The organism is Vibrio sp. 1159, from assembly GCF_033340395.1.
Classification (GTDB): domain Bacteria; phylum Pseudomonadota; class Gammaproteobacteria; order Enterobacterales; family Vibrionaceae; genus Vibrio; species Vibrio alginolyticus.
Genome location: NZ_JAWOWL010000016.1, coordinates 34488 through 52719, shown reverse-complemented (window position 1 = coordinate 52719; position 18232 = coordinate 34488). Strand labels below are relative to the sequence as shown.

The window sequence follows — 18232 nt, the reverse complement described above, 5'->3', positions numbered from 1 at the left end:
AATGCCACTTTTTATTAAAGTCAGCAATGGAAATAAGGTGATGATAACACTTGAATTCTAGAGTTTACTTGGGTGGTGTTACGACGCAAGTCGTGTTGGAAGTAAAAGTGTAGTTAATTAGAAATTGGAAGCATGCAAATGAGCCAAGTAAAGCAGCTTGAACAAAACTACAACTATACAGTCGTTCGCCAATTTACCCTTGTGACCATTTTATGGGGCATAGTTGGTATGGCTGTTGGTGTTTTGATTGCCGCTCAATTAGTTTGGCCACAGCTAAACTTTGATACGCCGTGGTTGACGTACAGTCGCTTACGTCCACTGCATACTAATGCGGTAATTTTTGCGTTTGGTACCAGTGCTCTGTTCGCAACGTCTTATTATGTTGTACAGCGCACATGTCAAACACGTCTTTTTGGTGGCCCACTCGTTGCCTTCACCTTTTGGGGTTGGCAAGCAATCATCCTGGCAGCAGCCATTACTTTGCCTCTCGGTTTAACATCGGGTAAAGAGTATGCTGAGCTAGAATGGCCTATTGATATCGCAATTGCGCTAGTATGGGTATCATATGCGGTGGTGTTCTTCGGCACACTAGTGAAGCGAAACACGTCACATATTTATGTGGCAAACTGGTTCTTCGGTGCCTTTATTATCACAGTAGCAGTACTTCACATCGTGAACAGCATGGCTATTCCTGTGTCACTTGGTAAATCTTACTCGATTTACTCGGGCGCAGTGGATGCGATGGTTCAGTGGTGGTATGGACACAATGCGGTAGGTTTCCTACTGACCGCTGGTTTCCTAGGTATGATGTACTACTTCGTTCCTAAACAAGCTGAACGTCCTGTTTATTCTTACCGTCTATCTATCGTTCACTTCTGGGCACTTATTTCTCTATATATTTGGGCAGGCCCTCACCACCTTCATTATACAGCGCTACCAGACTGGACTCAGTCTCTAGGTATGGTTATGTCGCTGGTTCTATTTGCTCCTTCTTGGGGTGGTATGATCAACGGTATTATGACGTTATCTGGTGCATGGCATAAGCTTCGTTATGACCCTATCCTACGTTTCCTAATCGTTTCACTGTCGTTCTACGGTATGTCTACCTTTGAAGGCCCGATGATGTCGATTAAGACGGTTAACGCACTTTCTCACTACACAGACTGGACCATTGGTCACGTTCACTCTGGTGCGTTAGGTTGGGTTGCGATGGTTTCTATCGGCTCTGTATATCACTTGGTACCTCGCCTATTTGGCCAAGAGCGTATGTACTCTGTTGGTCTAGTTAATGTGCATTTCTGGCTAGCAACAATCGGTACCGTTCTTTACATCGTTGCGATGTGGATCTCTGGTGTAATGCAAGGTCTTATGTGGCGCGCGGTTAACTCTGACGGTACGCTAACTTACAGTTTTGTTGAATCTGTAGAAGCGTCTTATCCGTTCTACTTTGTACGTTTCCTAGGCGGATTTATCTTCCTATCTGGTATGTTCCTAATGGCATACAACACGTACAAAACGGTAAGTGCACCTAAAGAAAGCCTAAAAGCTATCCCACATCCGGCATAAGGAGATTTAAGAATGAGTAATAATTCTAATAATCGCCATGAAATCTTAGAACGTAATGTCGGTTTGTTGGCTATTTTTATCGTGTTTGCTATCAGTTGGGGTGCTCTTGTAGAGATCACTCCTCTGATTTTCCAAAAGCAAACGACTGAACCTGTAGAAAATCTGCGCGCTTACACTCCTTTGGAGATGGAAGGCCGTGATATCTACATCCGTGAAGGTTGTAACGTCTGTCACAGCCAGATGGTTCGTCCTTTCCGCTCAGAGACTGAACGTTACGGTCACTACTCTGTTGCTGGTGAGAGTGTTTGGGAACACCCATTCCTTTGGGGCTCTAAGCGTACAGGCCCGGATTTAGCTCGTGTTGGTGGTCGTTATTCTGACGAATGGCACCGTGTTCACCTGTTAGATCCTCGTGAGCTTGTACCTGAGTCAAACATGCCAGGTTTCCCGTGGCTAGCTGAAAACGTTTTAGACGGTAAGCTAACTCAGAAGAAACTTGAGCTATTTCGTGATCAGTTCGGCGTTCCATACACTGATGAAGAGATCGCGAATTCGGCTAAAGAAGTAGAAGGTAAAACAGAGATGGATGCAATCATCGCTTACCTTCAGTCTCTTGGTCATGCAATGAAGTAAGGGGATCATATGGATTTCGGTACAATTCATAGTATTTATACCGTTGTACTCTTCGCTAGTTTTATTGGCATCGTATGGTGGGCATTTAGTAAAAAGCGTAAAGCACGCTTTGAAGAAGATGCCAACTTGGTGTTTGCTGACGAAGAACAAAAGACCCCTAATAACCAAGGAGTGAAGAAGTAATGACTACATTCTGGAGTCTCTGGATTATCGTGATTACTGTCGGTACGCTAGTAGGCTGTGCGATTCTCCTGACTTGGTGCGCTAAAGATAAAATGGGCGTCGAGGAAGGGGAAGACATGGGCCACGAGTACGATGGTATTCGCGAGCTAAACAACCCTCTACCAAAGTGGTGGACTTACCTGTTTGTAAGCACATTTGTGTTCGCAGCAGTTTACCTTGCCCTATTCCCAGGTCTAGGTAGCTTCAAGGGCTTTTTAAACTGGCAGAGTTCGGCTCAAACCGTTCGCTCACTAGAAGAGTCAAAAGAAGCCATCGCTGCAGCACAAGAGAACAAGCAACTAAACCAATATGCAAAAGAACTGGATGATGCCGACGCTTACTTCGGCGAAGCATTCCGTAAACTTGCGCACAATGACAGTGGTCTACGCCCAATTCCTGAAATTGCGCAAGATCCTGAAGCATTAAAAGTTGGTCAGCGTTTGTTTTTGCAAAACTGTTCTCAATGCCATGGCTCTGATGCACGTGGTCAGAAAGGCTTCCCTAACCTGACTGATGATGCATGGCTATATGGTGGCGAGCCAGCAGCGATCGTTACAACCATCATGCACGGCCGTATTGGTCAAATGCCAGCATGGAAAGATGCCCTTGGTGAGCAAGGTGTTCAAGAAGTTGTAAGTTACACACTTAGTCTATCTGGTCGTAAAGTAAATGCTCGTGAAGCCGCGGCAGGTAAAGCACGCTTCGTAGTGTGTGCAGCTTGTCATGGTACCGATGGTAAGGGTAACCCTGCAGTCGGTGCGCCTGACCTTACAGACCAAGACTGGTTATTTGGTGACTCTCGTGCAGCTGTAACAGAAACCGTAATGAACGGACGCTCAGGCGTAATGCCTGCGTGGAAAGACATTTTGGGTGAAGATAAAGTTCAGCTCGTTGCCTCATATGTCTGGAGTTTAAGTAACTCAGAGAGTAAGTAACTGAGATATTACGTAACATAGCAATAACAGCCCCTTTCATAGGGGCTGTCTTTCCTTTAAATTTAACGCCTTACATTTTTTCATTTAGCTGTTGAGAACTTTTTTATGGTAAAGCCTTGGTATAAACAATTTTGGCCGTGGTTCCTAATCATCCTTCCTCTTACTGTCGTAGTTTGGACTGTGATTACTGTGGTCGTTTTCTCGAACAACTCTGTTTCTTTAGTCGCCGAGGATTACTATAAAAAAGGCAAAGGTATTAATATCGACATTAGTAAAATGAATGTCGCTCGTGACCTAGGTCTTAACGCTGAGATTTCCTCTGAAAATAACAATGTTGTGATTGTTTTCGCTAAAGGGAAGCTACCTCATTACCCTGCTCTAACGGCCACTTTCACTCATCGTACTCTTCCTGATCGTGACTTCACAAAGCTTGTAACAGCGGATGCATCTGGTAATTACCGACTAAAAGCTGAGGAATCTATTCAAGGACCATGGTTTGTTGAACTACAACCACACGACAAGCAATGGATGATCCAAGGTAAAGTTGAGTTTCCTGCCTCTTCAACACCGTTAATGAAGTAAGCATATGTGTAAATCCTGTTATCACTGCGGTGAAGATGTACCAGCCAACACGGATTTCAAAGTAGAAATATTGGGTGAAATTCGCGACATGTGTTGTCCGGGCTGCGAAACTGTGGCGCAGACTATTGTCGATAGTGGTCTTGTATCATATTACCAATACCGCACTGCGCCTGCAGAAAAGGCAGATCTAGTACCAGAGCAACTCCAAGCTTTAATTCATTATGACAATGCGGATGTACAATCTGAATTCGTACGAAATCGCGAAAATGTTTCTGAAGTAACCCTTTCTTTGGAAGGCGTTTCATGTGCCGCTTGTGCGTGGTTAATCGAAAAGCAAGTTTCTAATACGGCTGGGTTGGTATCTATCCGTGTTAATACAACCACCAATCGAGCGTTACTAGCCTGGGATAAAACTCAGGTACGGTTAAGCGAGCTCCTTTCCGTTATACATAAACTTGGTTACAAAGCTGCACCTTTTGAAGCAGATAAGCAAGAAGCCTCTTACCATCGAATGATGAAGCAATATCTATATCGACTAGGTATTGCAGGTTTAGCAACCATGCAGGTCATGATGCTCGCCGTTGCACTGTATCTCGAAGTCTTTGGTGATTTAGAGCCAGAGTTTAAAAGTTACTTTCGTTGGGTAAGTTTGATTTTTGCTACTCCTGTTTTGCTTTATTCCGCTCTTCCATTTTACTTAAACGCATGGCGTAGTATCAAAGGTCGAACCCTTGGTATGGATGTCCCGGTTTCTATCGCGTTGATCTTTGCCTATGTTGCAAGTTTAGTTGCAACAGTAACTGAACAAGGCGAAGTCTTCTTTGAATCTATCTCGATGTTTACCTTCTTTTTGTTAGTAGGTCGATTCTTAGAGATGCGCGCTCGTCGCAAAGCTGCTGCAGCGAGTGGTAACCTTCTTAAGTTGATTCCTGCAATTGCTACAACGCTGGACGGTGATCAGATCCCCGTGAAGACGCTAAAAGTTGGCGATCGTATTCGCGTTCTACCTGGTGAACATATCCCCGCTGACGGTAAAGTTATTTCAGGCCGTATTCATATTGATGAATCCATGTTAACGGGTGAGTCAGTGCACGTTGTGAAACGAGAAGGCGATGTCGTCTATGCGGGAACACTAAACGGAGACGAATCATTTGAACTTGAGGTAGTAAGCTCAAAGGCCGATTCAATGATTTCTAACATCGTGCGTTTACAAGATGAAGCTCAACACTCCAAACCTAAAATTGCGGAAATTGCAGACATTGTCGCCCGTTACTTTGTTGGTGTGATTCTTATTATCTCTGCTGGTACTTGGTTTTACTGGCATCAAACAAAACCAGATGATGCGTTTTGGATCATGCTGTCTGTGTTAGTCGCTACGTGTCCATGTGCGCTATCTCTGGCTACACCGACCGCACTCACTTGTGCTACCTCTAGAATGGGTAATTTTGGCATTTTACTTCGTAAAGGCCATGTGTTTGAGACATTATGTAAGATCAACCACTTAGTTGTAGATAAAACAGGCACTCTAACGAAAGGTGATATTGAGATCTGTGAAACAAAGGTACTTAGTGATCTCCCACAGAAAGATTGTCTATCACTAGCTGCAGCTTTAGAGGCTCATGCAAACCACCCTATCGCTCGTTCTTTTGCAACTTTCACCAATGATGACTTTATCGTGTCTGATGTGCACAACGTGATTGGGTCAGGGATTGAAGGGATATGGAATGGCAAAATCGTTAAGATAGGTAGTGCTGCTTTTGTTCAAGGCAAAGAAAGTGATGAAAGCCAGGCGGTCTATCTGTCGGTTGATGGCAAGCATGTCGCTAGCTTTTACTACCGCGACCCTATCCGAAAAGAAAGCAAAGCCTTTATTCAACGTTTTGCTGACGCTGGAATTAAGACAACCCTGCTAACTGGTGATTCTCTCTCAAACGCCCAACCAGTGGCGAATGAAATTGGTATCGATCACATCGTCGCGTCAGCAAAGCCAGAAGATAAGCTTGCATACCTTAAGAGCTTGGACGAAAACAGTATCACTATGATGGTTGGTGATGGAATCAATGACGCGCCGACTCTCGCCGGAGCTCACCTTTCTGTCGCAATGGGCGGTGGTACAGATGTCGCTAAAGCTTCTGCAGATATGACGTTACTTGGGGATAATCTCGAAAAGCTACTAGAGGCACGTTTGCTTGCACTGCGTACAAGAAAGATTATTCGAGAAAACTTGGCTTGGTCTTTGGGTTACAACCTGTTAATTTTGCCTTTGGCGGTCGCAGGTTTAGTGGCTCCCTACATTGCAGTAGTTGGCATGTCTGCAAGCTCAATTATCGTTGTATCTAACTCTTTGCGCCTGCTCAAAGAGAAATAAGTAGAGAAAGCAAACATGGAAAGTCTTTATATATTGATTCCCATCGCTATCGTTCTCGTTTGTGTTGCTGTCGCCGTTTTTCTTTGGGCGGTAAGAAGCGATCAGTTTGAAGATCTTGAACGGCAAGGGCACAACATTCTTCTCGACGAAGAAGACCAATCTAATAGTGATAAAAAGTAGCGACCTTTATGACTCCTGATTTTATCGGTGCGTTGATGATCGGCTTAGTAGGAGCCGGTCATTGTATGGGTATGTGTGGTGGTATCGCGTCTCTGCTTACCATGGGCTCTTCTGCTAAAAATAAAACCACCCCTCTTATCCCCCTCTTCTACAACCTCGGACGATTGATCAGTTATACCTTAATAGGAGCATTAGTGGGTGGTGCTATATCAGGTTTATCTGAGCTTAGTGGGTTAACGCATTCTCTTGCTTGGTTAAGGCTGATTGCGGCGTTATTCATGATCCTGGTCGCGCTGTATATTGCTAAATGGTGGCAAGGCTTACTTTTAATAGAAAAGCTAGGGCAGTATATCTGGCGCTTTATCTCGCCGGCAGGGAAGAATCTGTTGCCACTAAAGCATCCTCTTCACGCGTTGCCATTTGGCTTTATTTGGGGTTGGTTACCATGTGGTTTAGTTTATTCAGCGCTTACTTGGTCGGCGGTTTCTGGTAGTGCGATGAACGGCGGCCTAATTATGCTTGCGTTTGGGCTCGGAACGCTACCTGCGATGCTTATTATTGGATACGGTGCCAATCATTTTCAGAAATTACAAAAATCATTAATATTTAGAAATATTTCAGCATTAATCCTTATTGGCTATGGTACGTATACCGCTGTAGGAGCCTTAGCGTTACTCGGTTTCAGATAACGTTAAACTCTATTGAGGTGACATTTTTGCTACCCTTTAGGATTAAGCGATGCTAAAATATTGATGTATATCAAATAGTGAAAGGTTGTTATGATTTCTGAAAAACCTGCAACAAAGCGTATCCAATCAGGCGGTTGCGCCATTCATTGCCAAGATTGTAGCATTAGTCAACTGTGTATCCCGTTCACTCTAAATGAGGCAGAACTTGACCAGCTTGACCAAATCATCGAACGTAAGAAGCCTATTCAAAAAGGACAAGAGCTTTTTAAGGCCGGTGATGAGCTAAAATCGCTATACGCTATCCGCTCTGGTACCATCAAGAGCTATACGATCACAGAGCAAGGTGATGAGCAAATCACAGCGTTTCACTTAGCTGGAGACTTAGTCGGTTTCGATGCTATCACTGGTGACTCCCACCCTAGCTTTGCTCAAGCACTCGAAACGTCGATGGTATGTGAAATCCCATACGAAATTTTAGACGATCTATCGGGTAAGATGCCTAAGCTTCGCCAGCAAATCATGCGTTTGATGAGTAACGAAATTAAAGGTGATCAGGAAATGATTTTGCTTCTTTCTAAAAAGAATGCAGAAGAGCGACTAGCTGCTTTCCTTTACAACCTATCAACGCGTTTTTCTCAGCGTGGCTTCAGCCCTAGAGAGTTTCGTTTAACTATGACTCGTGGTGATATTGGCAACTACCTTGGTCTTACAGTCGAAACGATTAGTCGTTTGTTAGGTCGTTTCCAGAAATCTGAGATCCTAAGCGTAAAAGGTAAATATATCACTATCTTAGACCACGATGCATTGATGGAACTTGCTGGTGTAACTAAAGAATAATACACCCTAATTATTGATGTAGCTCGAAAATGAGCTACATCATATTTCTCATAAATTCCTTTCGAAAGTCCTCAAAAAGTTCTCCAAACTAAGCTACAGTAAAAATGTACGGTGAGTACTCCAAAATACTGATTTAATTTACATTCAGTATCTGGTTTTGCAATAGAAGTGGGCTTAGTTATGAGTATATACAGTAAGATCCTTGTTGTAGCTGACATCAATAATGATGAGCAGCCCGCACTTGCAAGAGCTGTTCAATTAGCTCAGAAAAGTGTATCTAGAAGCCGAATCACTTTCTTTTTATCCATTTACGATTTCTCGTATGACATGACGTCAATGCTATCAGTGGATGAAAGAGATGCTATGCGTCGAGGTGTCATTCATCAGCGTGAGCAGTGGATGCGTAAAATTGCTCAACCATACCTAAACGATGGCTTCGACTTTGATGTTTGTGTTGTCTGGCACAACCGCCCTTATGAGGCGATTATTGCTGAAGTCTATGCAGGCAATCATGACCTAGTCATCAAAGGCACACGTAAGCATGATGTTTTAGAGTCTGTCATTTTCACACCGACAGATTGGCACTTGTTGCGAAAATGCCCTATTCCAGTGCTTCTTATTAAGAATGCTGCTTGGCCGGAACAAGCAAGTATCCTTGCCTCAGTACATGTGGGCTCAGAAAACCCGACTCATATTGATCTCAACGATACGATGGTCGAGCGATTAAAAGAAATCACCACTCGGCTTGAGGCCAAGCCATATCTTGTTAACGCCTACCCCGTTACACCGGCGAATATTACGATTGAACTTCCTGAATTTGACCCAACGACTTATACCGATGCAGTGCGAGGCCATCATTTAACGGCTATGAAAGCACTACGCCAAAAACATGGTCTTGATGAAGAGCAAACGATAGTTGAGCAAGGTTTACCTGAAGATGTCATTCCGGCAGCTGCAGAGCGCTTGAACGCAGCAATGGTTATTTTAGGTACCACAGGGCGAACAGGGCTTTCTGCTGTCTTTATTGGTAATACAGCGGAGCACGTAATTGATAAAATAAATTGCGACGTGTTGGCTCTAAAACCAAAAGGCTACATTAGCCCTCTCGACCCAAATACAGCAACCTAATCTCTCTTTAGTATTGCTATGTATTGAGCGCTTTCAAATCAGCGCTAATAAATCCCCCCAATACAGGGGGATTTTTGTTTGGGAACAGTTAAAGCGTTGGGTACAAAAAAGGAGGTCTAATTGACCTCCTTTTTACGAGTTAGATGTTCGTAACATCGATGAACATCGATTCATCAATATTCGTCGAAGAAACGACAGCCTCATTAAATTCATACTCTTCGCGGTTACCTTCACGATCTAGCGGTAAGTTAACAAAGTCGAACAATTCGCGGTCTGCTAGTTGGCTTGGGCTTACGTTTTGAATTGATTTAAAAATTGCTTCCACACGCCCTGGCGTCTTCTTATCCCATTCAATCAACATTGCTTTTATAGATTGACGCTGAAGGTTCTCTTGAGAGCCACAAAGGTTACACGGAATTATTGGGAAATCCTTGTGCTCAGCGTATTTGATCAAATCTTTTTCACGACAGTAAGTCAATGGACGAATGACCACGTTACGGCCATCATCAGAGCGTAGCTTTGGTGGCATCGCTTTAAGGCGAGAGCCGTGGAACATATTCAAGAACATTGTTTCGACGATGTCATCCATGTGATGACCTAGCGCAAGCTTAGTTGCACCAATTTTCTCTGCAAATGAATACAGCGTACCACGTCGCAGGCGTGAACACAGACCACAAGTGGTTTTGCCTTCTGGTACCTTCTCTTTTACGACGGAATACGTGTCCTTATCGACGATATAGTAAGGGATATTCAGTGTTTCGAAATACTCTGGCAGAATGTGCTCAGGGAAGCCCGGTTGTTTTTGGTCTAGGTTTACCGCAACCACTTCAAATTTGATCGGTGCGGCTTTTTGAAGATTCAGCAGGATATCAAGCATCGCGAATGAATCTTTACCACCGCTAATACATGCCATTACAACATCGCCTTCTTCGATCATGTTGTAATCAGTAATGGCATTTCCAACATGTCTTCTTAGGCGTTTCTGAAGCTTGTTGAATTCTAGGGTTTCTTTTCTTGTATCTATTTGGTTCATTGCGGGCTCTCACATCGCCGATAAATCGACTAGGACTTCCTAACATGGGTTTCTTTGGGGCGTGGATTATACGAGCTTTTTACGCAGGATTAAATGTTTGTCTTATTGAGTCTTTAAGAAAAGAGTGTGAAAGATACTTTAGTTACGGTCAAAATTAAAAAAGAGCTGCGATTGCAGCCCTTTCTAAACGTTCAGTGTTCATTTCTTTGCGTTAGGTAGATAAGGTAACACTCGCATCGTCGGTTCTGGTAGTGTCATTGTGCCACCTTGCCCTATTTCACTTAGTGCGACTTGTATCTTGCCATTGACAATTGGCTTTTCGGTTCCGTTTGAGAAAATCACTTTATCATTCAGTTGATTTGCAAACTCCATCGTCACACCTTGAACCTCCGGTGTAAACCAACCCGCAAACATACCGCCTAAATCTTCCAGCATCGTCTGCATTTGAGGTAGAAGAGGCTTAAGTTGGTCGTAAGAAACGTTACCCTGTAATGGTTCTTTGGTCATCACGACAAGTGAGTAATCGCAACGTGTATCTTTTGGGGTATCGACAAAAACCAACGGATTTGCTGACTTTAAGTTTTTATCAACTGGTAAAGGCAACTCTTGTGAAGCAGGGATAACAAACTCTTCATAGTGCTCTTCTTTTTCCATCCAAGCTTTTTCTATCGTACAAATTTGCTTAGTTTTTGCGTCCACAAAAAAGACACCAACTTTCACATCGTCATGCCCTTCTTTATTGTTGTTTTTTAGTTGAGTGTATAACTTTGAGTACGTGAACATGTACTCTTGAGCTTGGGTTATCGGCGATACAAGAATTAGCGCCGCACTTCCCAATAGACTTAGGCTTAACTTTTTCATTTTATCCGTTATTTTATTGCGTCCAGTAGGCGTTGTTATGACGAATCATAGCGCGAAGATCGTGTACATAGGCGATGCCACGTTCAGAATAGGCTAGCAACCCATGCGTTAACTCTGACGCGGTTGCAACCGTTAACAAGCCCTTGTTCTTTTCAGCCAGAGATGTTCTGATTTCACGCAGGTCTGCATACGCTGGGTTTCGATTAACATTCATAAAGTAGCCATGAACAGACTGTTGTACAGAATCGAATTTTTCAACTTCATGAACTTTGTTAGCGCCACGTTGCGCTGGAACAATTCCACAGCCCTTTTTATAACACCATTGGCCGAACAAGTTGTTTGCTTGAGTAGCAAAACGAGAAGTGCCCCACGCAGATTCATTTGCCGCTTGAGTTAGAACCAAGGCTTCAGGTAAGACGTTCACTCGCACAAGCATCTCGTCTAGCCATGCTTGATCAATCTTATCGTTACTCAAGGGCAACGAATACAGAGATGATAACCGCTGAGCATACTCTTGTTGTTCTTGCGTCACTTGTCCCACCTTTAAAGAGGTAAGAAAGGCCCGCTCATGACGAATTCGTTGATTCTCAAGAGCAATTTTAGGCCTTAAAAAATCAAAAAAAGCAGCTTTTTTCTCTTTCGTATCTTTTATTGAATTGAAGTCTGGGATATCACCGATGTATGGCAAGTGTGATAAATCGACATGCTTAATCTTGCCAGAGAGTACGTCAGGATTTTCCACATATTTAAACTGTTTCTCGTAGTGTAAATATGGGCCTATAGAAATAAAAGTGGCGGCTATACAGGTTGCCGCCACTCGTAAACTTATTGATTTCAAAGAATTAGGCATCAAACACCTGTGAGTTACCATCGTGATCATTATCGTTTTTCTGTGTTGTAACGATCTTAAGCTTAATTCCAAACATTTCGCGGTAGAGTATGCCTTTCAAATGGAAGAAGAATGGCAGCACAAAAATCAAGCCAATACCGTAGAACATTGCTGCAATAATAAACATTAACATCACGCCTAAGTAAAGCCCCGCGACCACAAAAATCTTCTTGTTGATTGCGCGAAGTGATAACAGCAACGCTTGCATTGGTGGCACCCTTTTCTCACAAATCAACAAAATAGAGTGACTAAATGCCAAGGAAAGATACAGCGACAGTAAAGGAAAAATCATACCAACCACACCTTGTAGCATTAAGCTCATGAGCGTTGCTAGAATAACAGGAATGGTGAACTGCAACCCCTTTCCAACATGGCGCAACTTAGTCTTTAGGCCAGCGATATGACTCATAGCCATCAAACTTATCCCCGCATAAATTGGGGCGCTAATCACCTCATAACTGAAATTCGCGACATAAATAGAAGACACAATATCGTTTGTGAACGACTCTGGGTTCTCAAACGCATCAAGAATAACGGTCAAATCGCCCAACTGCAGTTTTAATGCAATATAGAAAATACCTAACTGGACAAAAAGCAATACAATAATGGCAGGAGAAAATGATAAAAAGTGCTGGATGGTTGCTCGCCAAGCTTCGTTAAAAACCGCGCCAGCTTTAAGCTCGTAGTTGCCAGACAAAGCTCGCTCTACACTCCCCCCAAGATTGAAATCTTTCTCAAAATCGTCGTTCATAGTTTATCCAAGACTAACTTGTAAAATTTTGACTGGAATTCCAGTCAATTAATGTAATCGTCATTATAAAGAAATCTTTCCACATCTAACATCACAACTCACCTACAATCCTTGCAATCTCAACTGTATGGTTGATAATTAACCACTTTCAAGGTCATGAAATTGAAACAATTGTTGAACAAAGTTTAGTGCTATCAAACTGTGTCTAGATGCCAATTAATCTCATAAAAACAGTATGGTAAGGAATGATGGCTTTTTCCTGCAAAATTATTTCTGTTTCAAGATAAGAAAATGCTTTAATTTCACACTTTTGGTGATTATGATGCGCGCCTCAAAAGTGAATGGTTAGTGTCACATCAGCTGGGATAATCCCGGCTTGAACGTGGGGGAAATACAGACGTTGAACGCAAAACCGCAAGCAGGAAAGCCAGTTATTCGTTTATCTGGTATTAGTAAAAGTTTCGATGGTAAGGAAATCATCGGTAATTTAAATCTGGATGTTAATCATGGTGAATTTCTGACGATTCTCGGGCCTTCTGGTTGTGGTAAGACAACAGTTTTACGCATGATTGCAGGTTTTGAAACGGCAGATAACGGTCAAATTATTTTGGATGACCAGGATGTAACACAGGTTCCTGCAGAGCAAAGGCACGTCAACACGGTATTTCAGAGTTACGCATTGTTTCCACATATGACCGTATATGAGAATGTCGCTTTTGGTCTTCGTATGCAGAAAACGCCTACTGCGGACATTGAACCACGAGTAATGGAAGCACTGCGCATGGTGCGCCTAGAAAAAATGGCACAGCGTAAGCCTCATCAGCTTTCTGGTGGTCAGCAACAACGTATCGCCATTGCGCGTGCGGTTGTTAACAAACCAAAAGTACTGCTGCTAGATGAATCTCTATCTGCACTTGATTACAAACTGCGTAAGCAAATGCAAATTGAGCTTAAACAGCTTCAGCGTCAACTTGGTATTACCTTTATCTTCGTTACGCACGATCAGGAAGAAGCCCTATCGATGTCTGACCGCATTATTGTAATGCGCGACGGTGTTATTGAGCAGGATGGTTCTCCACGTGAGATTTACGAAGAGCCGAAGAACCTATTTGTTGCTCGCTTTATCGGTGAGATCAACGTATTCAACGCAACCATGCTAGAGCGTATCGACGAGAAACGTATCCGTGCAGAAATCGAAGGTGTCGAGTCTGTTGTTTACTACGATCAGGAAGCGCAAGCAGGTGAAAAACTGCAAGTACTACTTCGCCCAGAAGACTTACGTATCGAAGAGATCAAAGAGTCTGAAGAAAAAGGCATCGTAGGTCACGTAACAGAGCGTACCTATAAAGGTATGACGCTTGATTCAGTTATCCAATTGGATTCGGGCATGCGTGTAATGGTTAGCGAATTCTTTAACGAAGATGATCCTGATGTGGACCACTCACTTGGCCAGAAAGTCGCTATCACTTGGGTTGAGAGCTGGGAGGTAGTCCTCAATGATAAGCAAGAAGATTAATCTTCAAAACGCGATCATTACCTTAATCGTCGGTTGGTTAACACTTTTCGTGTTGGTACCAAATGTGATGATTATCGGTACGAGTTTCTTAACGCGTGATGAAGCAAACTTAATCGAAATGACATTTACTTTCGACAACTACTTACGTCTACTCGACCCCTTGTATGCGAAAGTGCTGATGCACTCGTTCTACATGGCGATTGTGGCGACGTTGTTGTGTTTAGTAATTGGTTACCCATTTGCTTACATCATAGCGAAAATGCCAGAGAAATGGCGCCCATTCATGTTGTTCTTAGTTATCGTACCTTTTTGGACAAACTCTCTTATCCGTACTTACGGCCTGAAGATTGTTCTGGGTACACAAGGTATTTTGAACAAATCATTAATGGCGATGGAAATCATCGATAAGCCATTACGTATTATGTACACCGAAACAGCAGTAATGATTGGTCTTGTGTACATCCTGCTTCCATTTATGATTCTGCCGCTTTACTCGGCAATCGAGAAGTTGGACAACACTTATATCGAGGCGGCGAAAGATCTTGGTGCGAACAAGTTCCAAACCATTACGAAAGTGATTCTACCTCTTACAATGCCTGGCATTATCGGTGGTTGTTTGTTGGTTCTGCTACCAGCACTAGGTATGTTCTACATCTCTGACCTTCTTGGTGGTGCGAAGAACCTACTGATCGGTAACGTTATTAAGAGCCAAGTATTGAACGCTCGTGACTGGCCATTTGGTGCTGCGACCAGTATCGCCCTCACCTTCGCAATGGCTGTGATGCTTTACGCTTACTACAGAGCAGGCAAACTATTGAATAAGAAAGTGGAGCTAGACTAATGGGACGCACAGTTAGATTTAGCTTTATGGCGCTGGTATATGCATTTTTGTATCTGCCAATCATCGTCTTAATTGTTAACTCATTTAATGCCAACAAATTTGGTATGAAATGGGGTGGTTTCACCACGAAATGGTACGAAACCTTAGTAAATAACGACAGCCTAATGCAAGCTGCATGGCATTCATTGAACGTAGCGGTATTCTCAGCGACAGCAGCAACCATCATTGGTAGCTTAACGGCCGTTGCCCTATTCCGTTACTCGTTCAAAGGTAAAGGTGCGGTAAACGGCATGCTGTTTGTCGTGATGATGTCTCCCGATATTGTAATGGCGATTTCATTACTTGCTCTGTTCCTAGTATTAGGCGCACAGCTTGGCTTCTTTACACTATTGATTGCTCACATCACCTTTTGTCTACCATTCGTTGTGGTAACTGTATACAGCCGCTTAAATGGCTTTGATGTGAAAATGTTGGAAGCAGCAAAAGACCTTGGTGCAAGCGAGTGGGTTATCTTGAAACAGATCATCCTTCCTCTCGCTAAACCAGCGGTTGCCGCAGGTTGGTTATTGAGCTTTACCCTGTCTTTGGACGATGTGATCATCAGCTCGTTTGTAACGGGTCCAACATACGAAATCTTGCCATTGAAGATTTACTCCATGGTTAAGGTGGGCATTTCACCGGAAGTGAACGCCCTAGCAACGGTGATGTTGATTGTTTCTTTGGTCTTGGTAGTAATTTCTCAGTTGCTAGCAAGAGAAAAAGTGAAGTAGAATCCGCACCTGTTAACATCACGAAACAGAATGGTTACATGCCATTCTGTTTTTCTATCTATCGTCCAAAATTGGACAACGTTTGGTTTGGAGCTAACGTCAATGAAAAAATGGGCTACTCTATTAGCTGGTAGTGCATGTGCGCTTTCTCTGTTCTCTGGTACAGCGACAGCGGATGATAAAGAACTAGTATTTATGAACTGGGGTCCTTACATCAACAGTAATATCCTAGAGCAATTTACTAAAGAAACTGGCATCAAAGTGATCTACTCGACTTACGAGTCGAACGAAACTTTGTATGCAAAGCTAAAAACCCATAACCAAGGTTATGACCTAGTAGTACCTTCAACGTACTTCGTGGCGAAGATGCGTGACGAAGGCATGCTACAAAAGATCGATAAGACTAAGCTGAAAAACTTCGGCAACCTAGATAAAAACTACCTAGACAAGCCTTACGATCCAAGTAACGACTACTCTATCCCACACGTTGTTGCGATTACAGGCCTAGCGGTTAACGCAGATATGTACGATCCAAACGACTTCCAAAGCTGGGCTGACCTATGGAAGCCTGAGCTTGAAGGTCAAGTAATGTTGATGGACGACACTCGTGAAGTGTTCCATATCGCTCTGCGTAAACTTGGCTACTCAGGTAACTCAAAAGACCCTAAGCAAATCGATGAAGCGTACGCTGAGCTACAAAAGTTGATGCCTAACGTTTTAGTTTTCAACTCTGACAACCCTGGCGCACCTTACATGTCTGGTGAAGTGGGCGTTGGTATGCTTTGGAACGGTAGCGCCGCAGCGGCACAAAGTGAAGGCCTGAACCTTAAACTCGTTTTTCCTAAAGAAGGCGGTATCGGCTGGGTTGATAACTTCGCTATCTCTTCCGGTGCGAAGAACGTAGAAGCCGCTCACAAGATGATTGACTTCCTACTGCGCCCAGAAATCGCAGAGCAAATCTCTCGTGATACTGGCTACCTAACGGCGGTGGAAGAATCGAATGCTAAGTTTAAAGACGTTGCCCCACTGTTCCCTTCTCAAGAAGACCTTGACCGCGTTGAATGGCAAGATGCGGTTGGTGATCTAACCGTTAAGTACGAAGATTATTTCCTCAAGCTGAAAGCGGGACAATAATCTAGCTTGTGTAACAAGTCATCAACCATAGGAAAATAGGCAGCAATACGCTGCCTATTTTTGTCTTAGGCTGATATAATCGCGCGTTGCTAGGTTTATTTGTCTTGGTATCATAGATTTATCGTCTCATAACAAGGAGACAACGATATTCAAGCTAAATGAACATATTTGTGCTTACTGCGATTTGGCTCAACTTGATAACTCCAGCTAGTATTGACTTGTCCAATCGCGAAACAAAACGGAAAACAAATGAAAAGTAAATTCTACGCAAGCGCTCTATGTGCAGCGACGCTCATCGCTACCCCTGCAATGGCTGCTGATCAAGAACTGTATTTCTACAACTGGTCGGAATACATTCCAAACGAAGTTCTTGAAGACTTTACAAAAGAAACTGGAATCAAAGTTATTTACTCTACATACGAATCTAACGAGAGTATGTACGCAAAACTAAAAACTCAAGGTTCTGGTTACGACTTGGTAGTACCGTCTACCTATTTCGTCTCTAAAATGCGTAAAGAAAGCATGCTGCAACAGATCGACAAAGAGAAATTGTCTCATTTTGCCGATCTTGATACTAACTTCCTTAACAAGCCGTTCGATCCGAACAACAACTACTCTATCCCTTACATTTGGGGTGCGACAGGTATTGGTATCAATGCTGACATGCTAGACAAATCATCTGTTACGAAGTGGGATGATTTTTGGGATAGCAAGTGGGAAGGTCAACTAATGTTGATGGATGATTCTCGCGAAGTATTCCACATTGCATTGACTAAGCTTGGTTACTCACCAAACACGACTAACCCAGAAGAAATCAAAGCCGCTTACGAAGAACTGAAAAAGCTAATGCCAAACGTATTAGTATTTAACTCAGACTTTCCTGCAAACCCTTACCTAGCGGGTGAAGTTTCACTTGGTATGCTTTGGAATGGTTCTGCTTACATGGCTCGTCAAGAAGGCGCGAACATCGACATCATCTGGCCAGAAAAAGGAACGATCTTCTGGATGGACAGCCTGGCAATTCCAGCTGGCGCGAAGAACGTTGATGCGGCTCATAAGATGATTGACTTCTTACTGCGCCCAGAAAACGCAGCTAAGATCGCACTAGAGATTGGTTACCCTACTCCAGTTAAAACGGCACACGATCTGCTACCGAAAGAATTTGCTAATGATCCAAGCATCTTCCCACCACAAGAAGTGATGGACAGCGGTACTTGGCAAGATGAAGTTGGCGAAGCGAGCGTAATGTACGATGAGTACTTCCAAAAGCTAAAAGTGAACAACTAATTCGTTAGTT

General features: G+C 43.2%; 19 protein-coding genes. 15 read left to right on the top strand and 4 right to left on the bottom strand.

Annotated elements, in window-relative coordinates; all coding sequences use genetic code 11:
- Nucleotides 1-138 precede the first annotated feature (138 nt).
- From ccoN to uspE, 10 genes are all read left to right on the top strand, one after another.
- Nucleotides 139-1566, top strand: coding sequence for a cytochrome-c oxidase, cbb3-type subunit I (ccoN, locus tag R7127_RS14085; RefSeq protein WP_005396488.1), 1428 nt, complete (start codon nucleotides 139-141; stop codon nucleotides 1564-1566).
- Nucleotides 1567-1578: 12 nt separating this feature from the next.
- Nucleotides 1579-2199: a cytochrome-c oxidase, cbb3-type subunit II gene (gene ccoO / locus R7127_RS14080; protein ID WP_005377475.1), complete on the top strand. Its 621-nt coding sequence runs from the start codon at nucleotides 1579-1581 to the stop codon at nucleotides 2197-2199.
- Between the two features lie 9 nt (nucleotides 2200-2208).
- The gene (locus R7127_RS14075) at nucleotides 2209-2382 is read left to right on the top strand and encodes a cbb3-type cytochrome oxidase subunit 3 (protein WP_005377485.1); all 174 of its coding nucleotides are present in this window, start codon (nucleotides 2209-2211) and stop codon (nucleotides 2380-2382) included.
- A complete protein-coding gene (gene ccoP, locus R7127_RS14070; protein WP_005377487.1) occupies nucleotides 2382-3356 on the top strand; it encodes a cytochrome-c oxidase, cbb3-type subunit III in 975 nt (324 codons plus the stop codon). Before R7127_RS14075 ends, ccoP begins: the two co-directional genes overlap by 1 nt.
- Before the next feature lie 105 nt (nucleotides 3357-3461).
- The gene (locus R7127_RS14065; RefSeq protein WP_005377489.1) at nucleotides 3462-3938 is read left to right on the top strand and encodes a FixH family protein; all 477 of its coding nucleotides are present in this window, start codon (nucleotides 3462-3464) and stop codon (nucleotides 3936-3938) included.
- Nucleotides 3939-3942: 4 nt separating this feature from the next.
- Nucleotides 3943-6306, top strand: coding sequence for a heavy metal translocating P-type ATPase (locus R7127_RS14060; protein ID WP_262585280.1), 2364 nt, complete (start codon nucleotides 3943-3945; stop codon nucleotides 6304-6306).
- Between the two features lie 15 nt (nucleotides 6307-6321).
- Nucleotides 6322-6486 carry a cbb3-type cytochrome oxidase assembly protein CcoS gene (gene ccoS / locus R7127_RS14055; protein ID WP_005377493.1) on the top strand — a complete coding sequence of 55 codons (165 nt, stop codon included), beginning with the start codon at nucleotides 6322-6324 and terminating at the stop codon, nucleotides 6484-6486.
- Between the two features lie 8 nt (nucleotides 6487-6494).
- Nucleotides 6495-7175: a sulfite exporter TauE/SafE family protein gene (locus R7127_RS14050; RefSeq protein ID WP_172563260.1), complete on the top strand. Its 681-nt coding sequence runs from the start codon at nucleotides 6495-6497 to the stop codon at nucleotides 7173-7175.
- Nucleotides 7176-7265: 90 nt separating this feature from the next.
- Complete coding sequence (locus R7127_RS14045; RefSeq protein ID WP_005377497.1) at nucleotides 7266-8012, top strand: FNR family transcription factor; 747 nt, start codon at nucleotides 7266-7268, stop codon at nucleotides 8010-8012.
- A gap of 180 nt (nucleotides 8013-8192) precedes the next feature.
- Nucleotides 8193-9140, top strand: a complete 948-nt coding sequence (uspE, locus tag R7127_RS14040) for a universal stress protein UspE (RefSeq protein WP_005377500.1) — start codon at nucleotides 8193-8195, stop codon at nucleotides 9138-9140.
- A gap of 139 nt (nucleotides 9141-9279) precedes the next feature.
- Here uspE and ttcA read toward each other — a convergent pair whose 3' ends face one another.
- The 4 genes from ttcA to R7127_RS14020 form a co-directional block, all read right to left on the bottom strand.
- The gene (ttcA, locus tag R7127_RS14035; protein WP_005377502.1) at nucleotides 9280-10173 is read right to left on the bottom strand and encodes a tRNA 2-thiocytidine(32) synthetase TtcA; all 894 of its coding nucleotides are present in this window, start codon (nucleotides 10171-10173) and stop codon (nucleotides 9280-9282) included.
- 198 nt (nucleotides 10174-10371) lie between these two features.
- Nucleotides 10372-11034, bottom strand: coding sequence for a DUF2987 domain-containing protein (locus R7127_RS14030; RefSeq protein WP_005389171.1), 663 nt, complete (start codon nucleotides 11032-11034; stop codon nucleotides 10372-10374).
- Nucleotides 11035-11047: 13 nt separating this feature from the next.
- Nucleotides 11048-11884, bottom strand: coding sequence for a glucosaminidase domain-containing protein (locus tag R7127_RS14025; RefSeq protein WP_017634900.1), 837 nt, complete (start codon nucleotides 11882-11884; stop codon nucleotides 11048-11050).
- Nucleotides 11877-12674, bottom strand: coding sequence for a hypothetical protein (locus R7127_RS14020; RefSeq protein WP_170893783.1), 798 nt, complete (start codon nucleotides 12672-12674; stop codon nucleotides 11877-11879). The genes R7127_RS14025 and R7127_RS14020 overlap by 8 nt, the downstream gene beginning before the upstream one ends.
- Nucleotides 12675-13074: 400 nt before the next feature.
- On the opposite strand from R7127_RS14020, the gene potA reads away from it, so the two are divergent.
- The 5 genes from potA to R7127_RS13995 all read left to right on the top strand — a co-directional run bounded on the left by potA (nucleotide 13075) and on the right by R7127_RS13995 (nucleotide 18222).
- Nucleotides 13075-14190, top strand: a complete 1116-nt coding sequence (gene potA / locus R7127_RS14015) for a spermidine/putrescine ABC transporter ATP-binding protein PotA (protein ID WP_017634901.1) — start codon at nucleotides 13075-13077, stop codon at nucleotides 14188-14190.
- Nucleotides 14171-15031, top strand: a complete 861-nt coding sequence (gene potB / locus R7127_RS14010; protein ID WP_005377512.1) for a spermidine/putrescine ABC transporter permease PotB — start codon at nucleotides 14171-14173, stop codon at nucleotides 15029-15031. Before potA ends, potB begins: the two co-directional genes overlap by 20 nt.
- Nucleotides 15031-15801, top strand: a complete 771-nt coding sequence (potC, locus tag R7127_RS14005) for a spermidine/putrescine ABC transporter permease PotC (RefSeq protein WP_005389180.1) — start codon at nucleotides 15031-15033, stop codon at nucleotides 15799-15801. Before potB ends, potC begins: the two co-directional genes overlap by 1 nt.
- A gap of 102 nt (nucleotides 15802-15903) precedes the next feature.
- Nucleotides 15904-16935 carry an extracellular solute-binding protein gene (locus R7127_RS14000; RefSeq protein WP_017634902.1) on the top strand — a complete coding sequence of 344 codons (1032 nt, stop codon included), beginning with the start codon at nucleotides 15904-15906 and terminating at the stop codon, nucleotides 16933-16935.
- Nucleotides 16936-17184: 249 nt separating this feature from the next.
- Complete coding sequence (locus R7127_RS13995) at nucleotides 17185-18222, top strand: extracellular solute-binding protein (protein ID WP_172563262.1); 1038 nt, start codon at nucleotides 17185-17187, stop codon at nucleotides 18220-18222.
- Nucleotides 18223-18232: the final 10 nt, after the last annotated feature.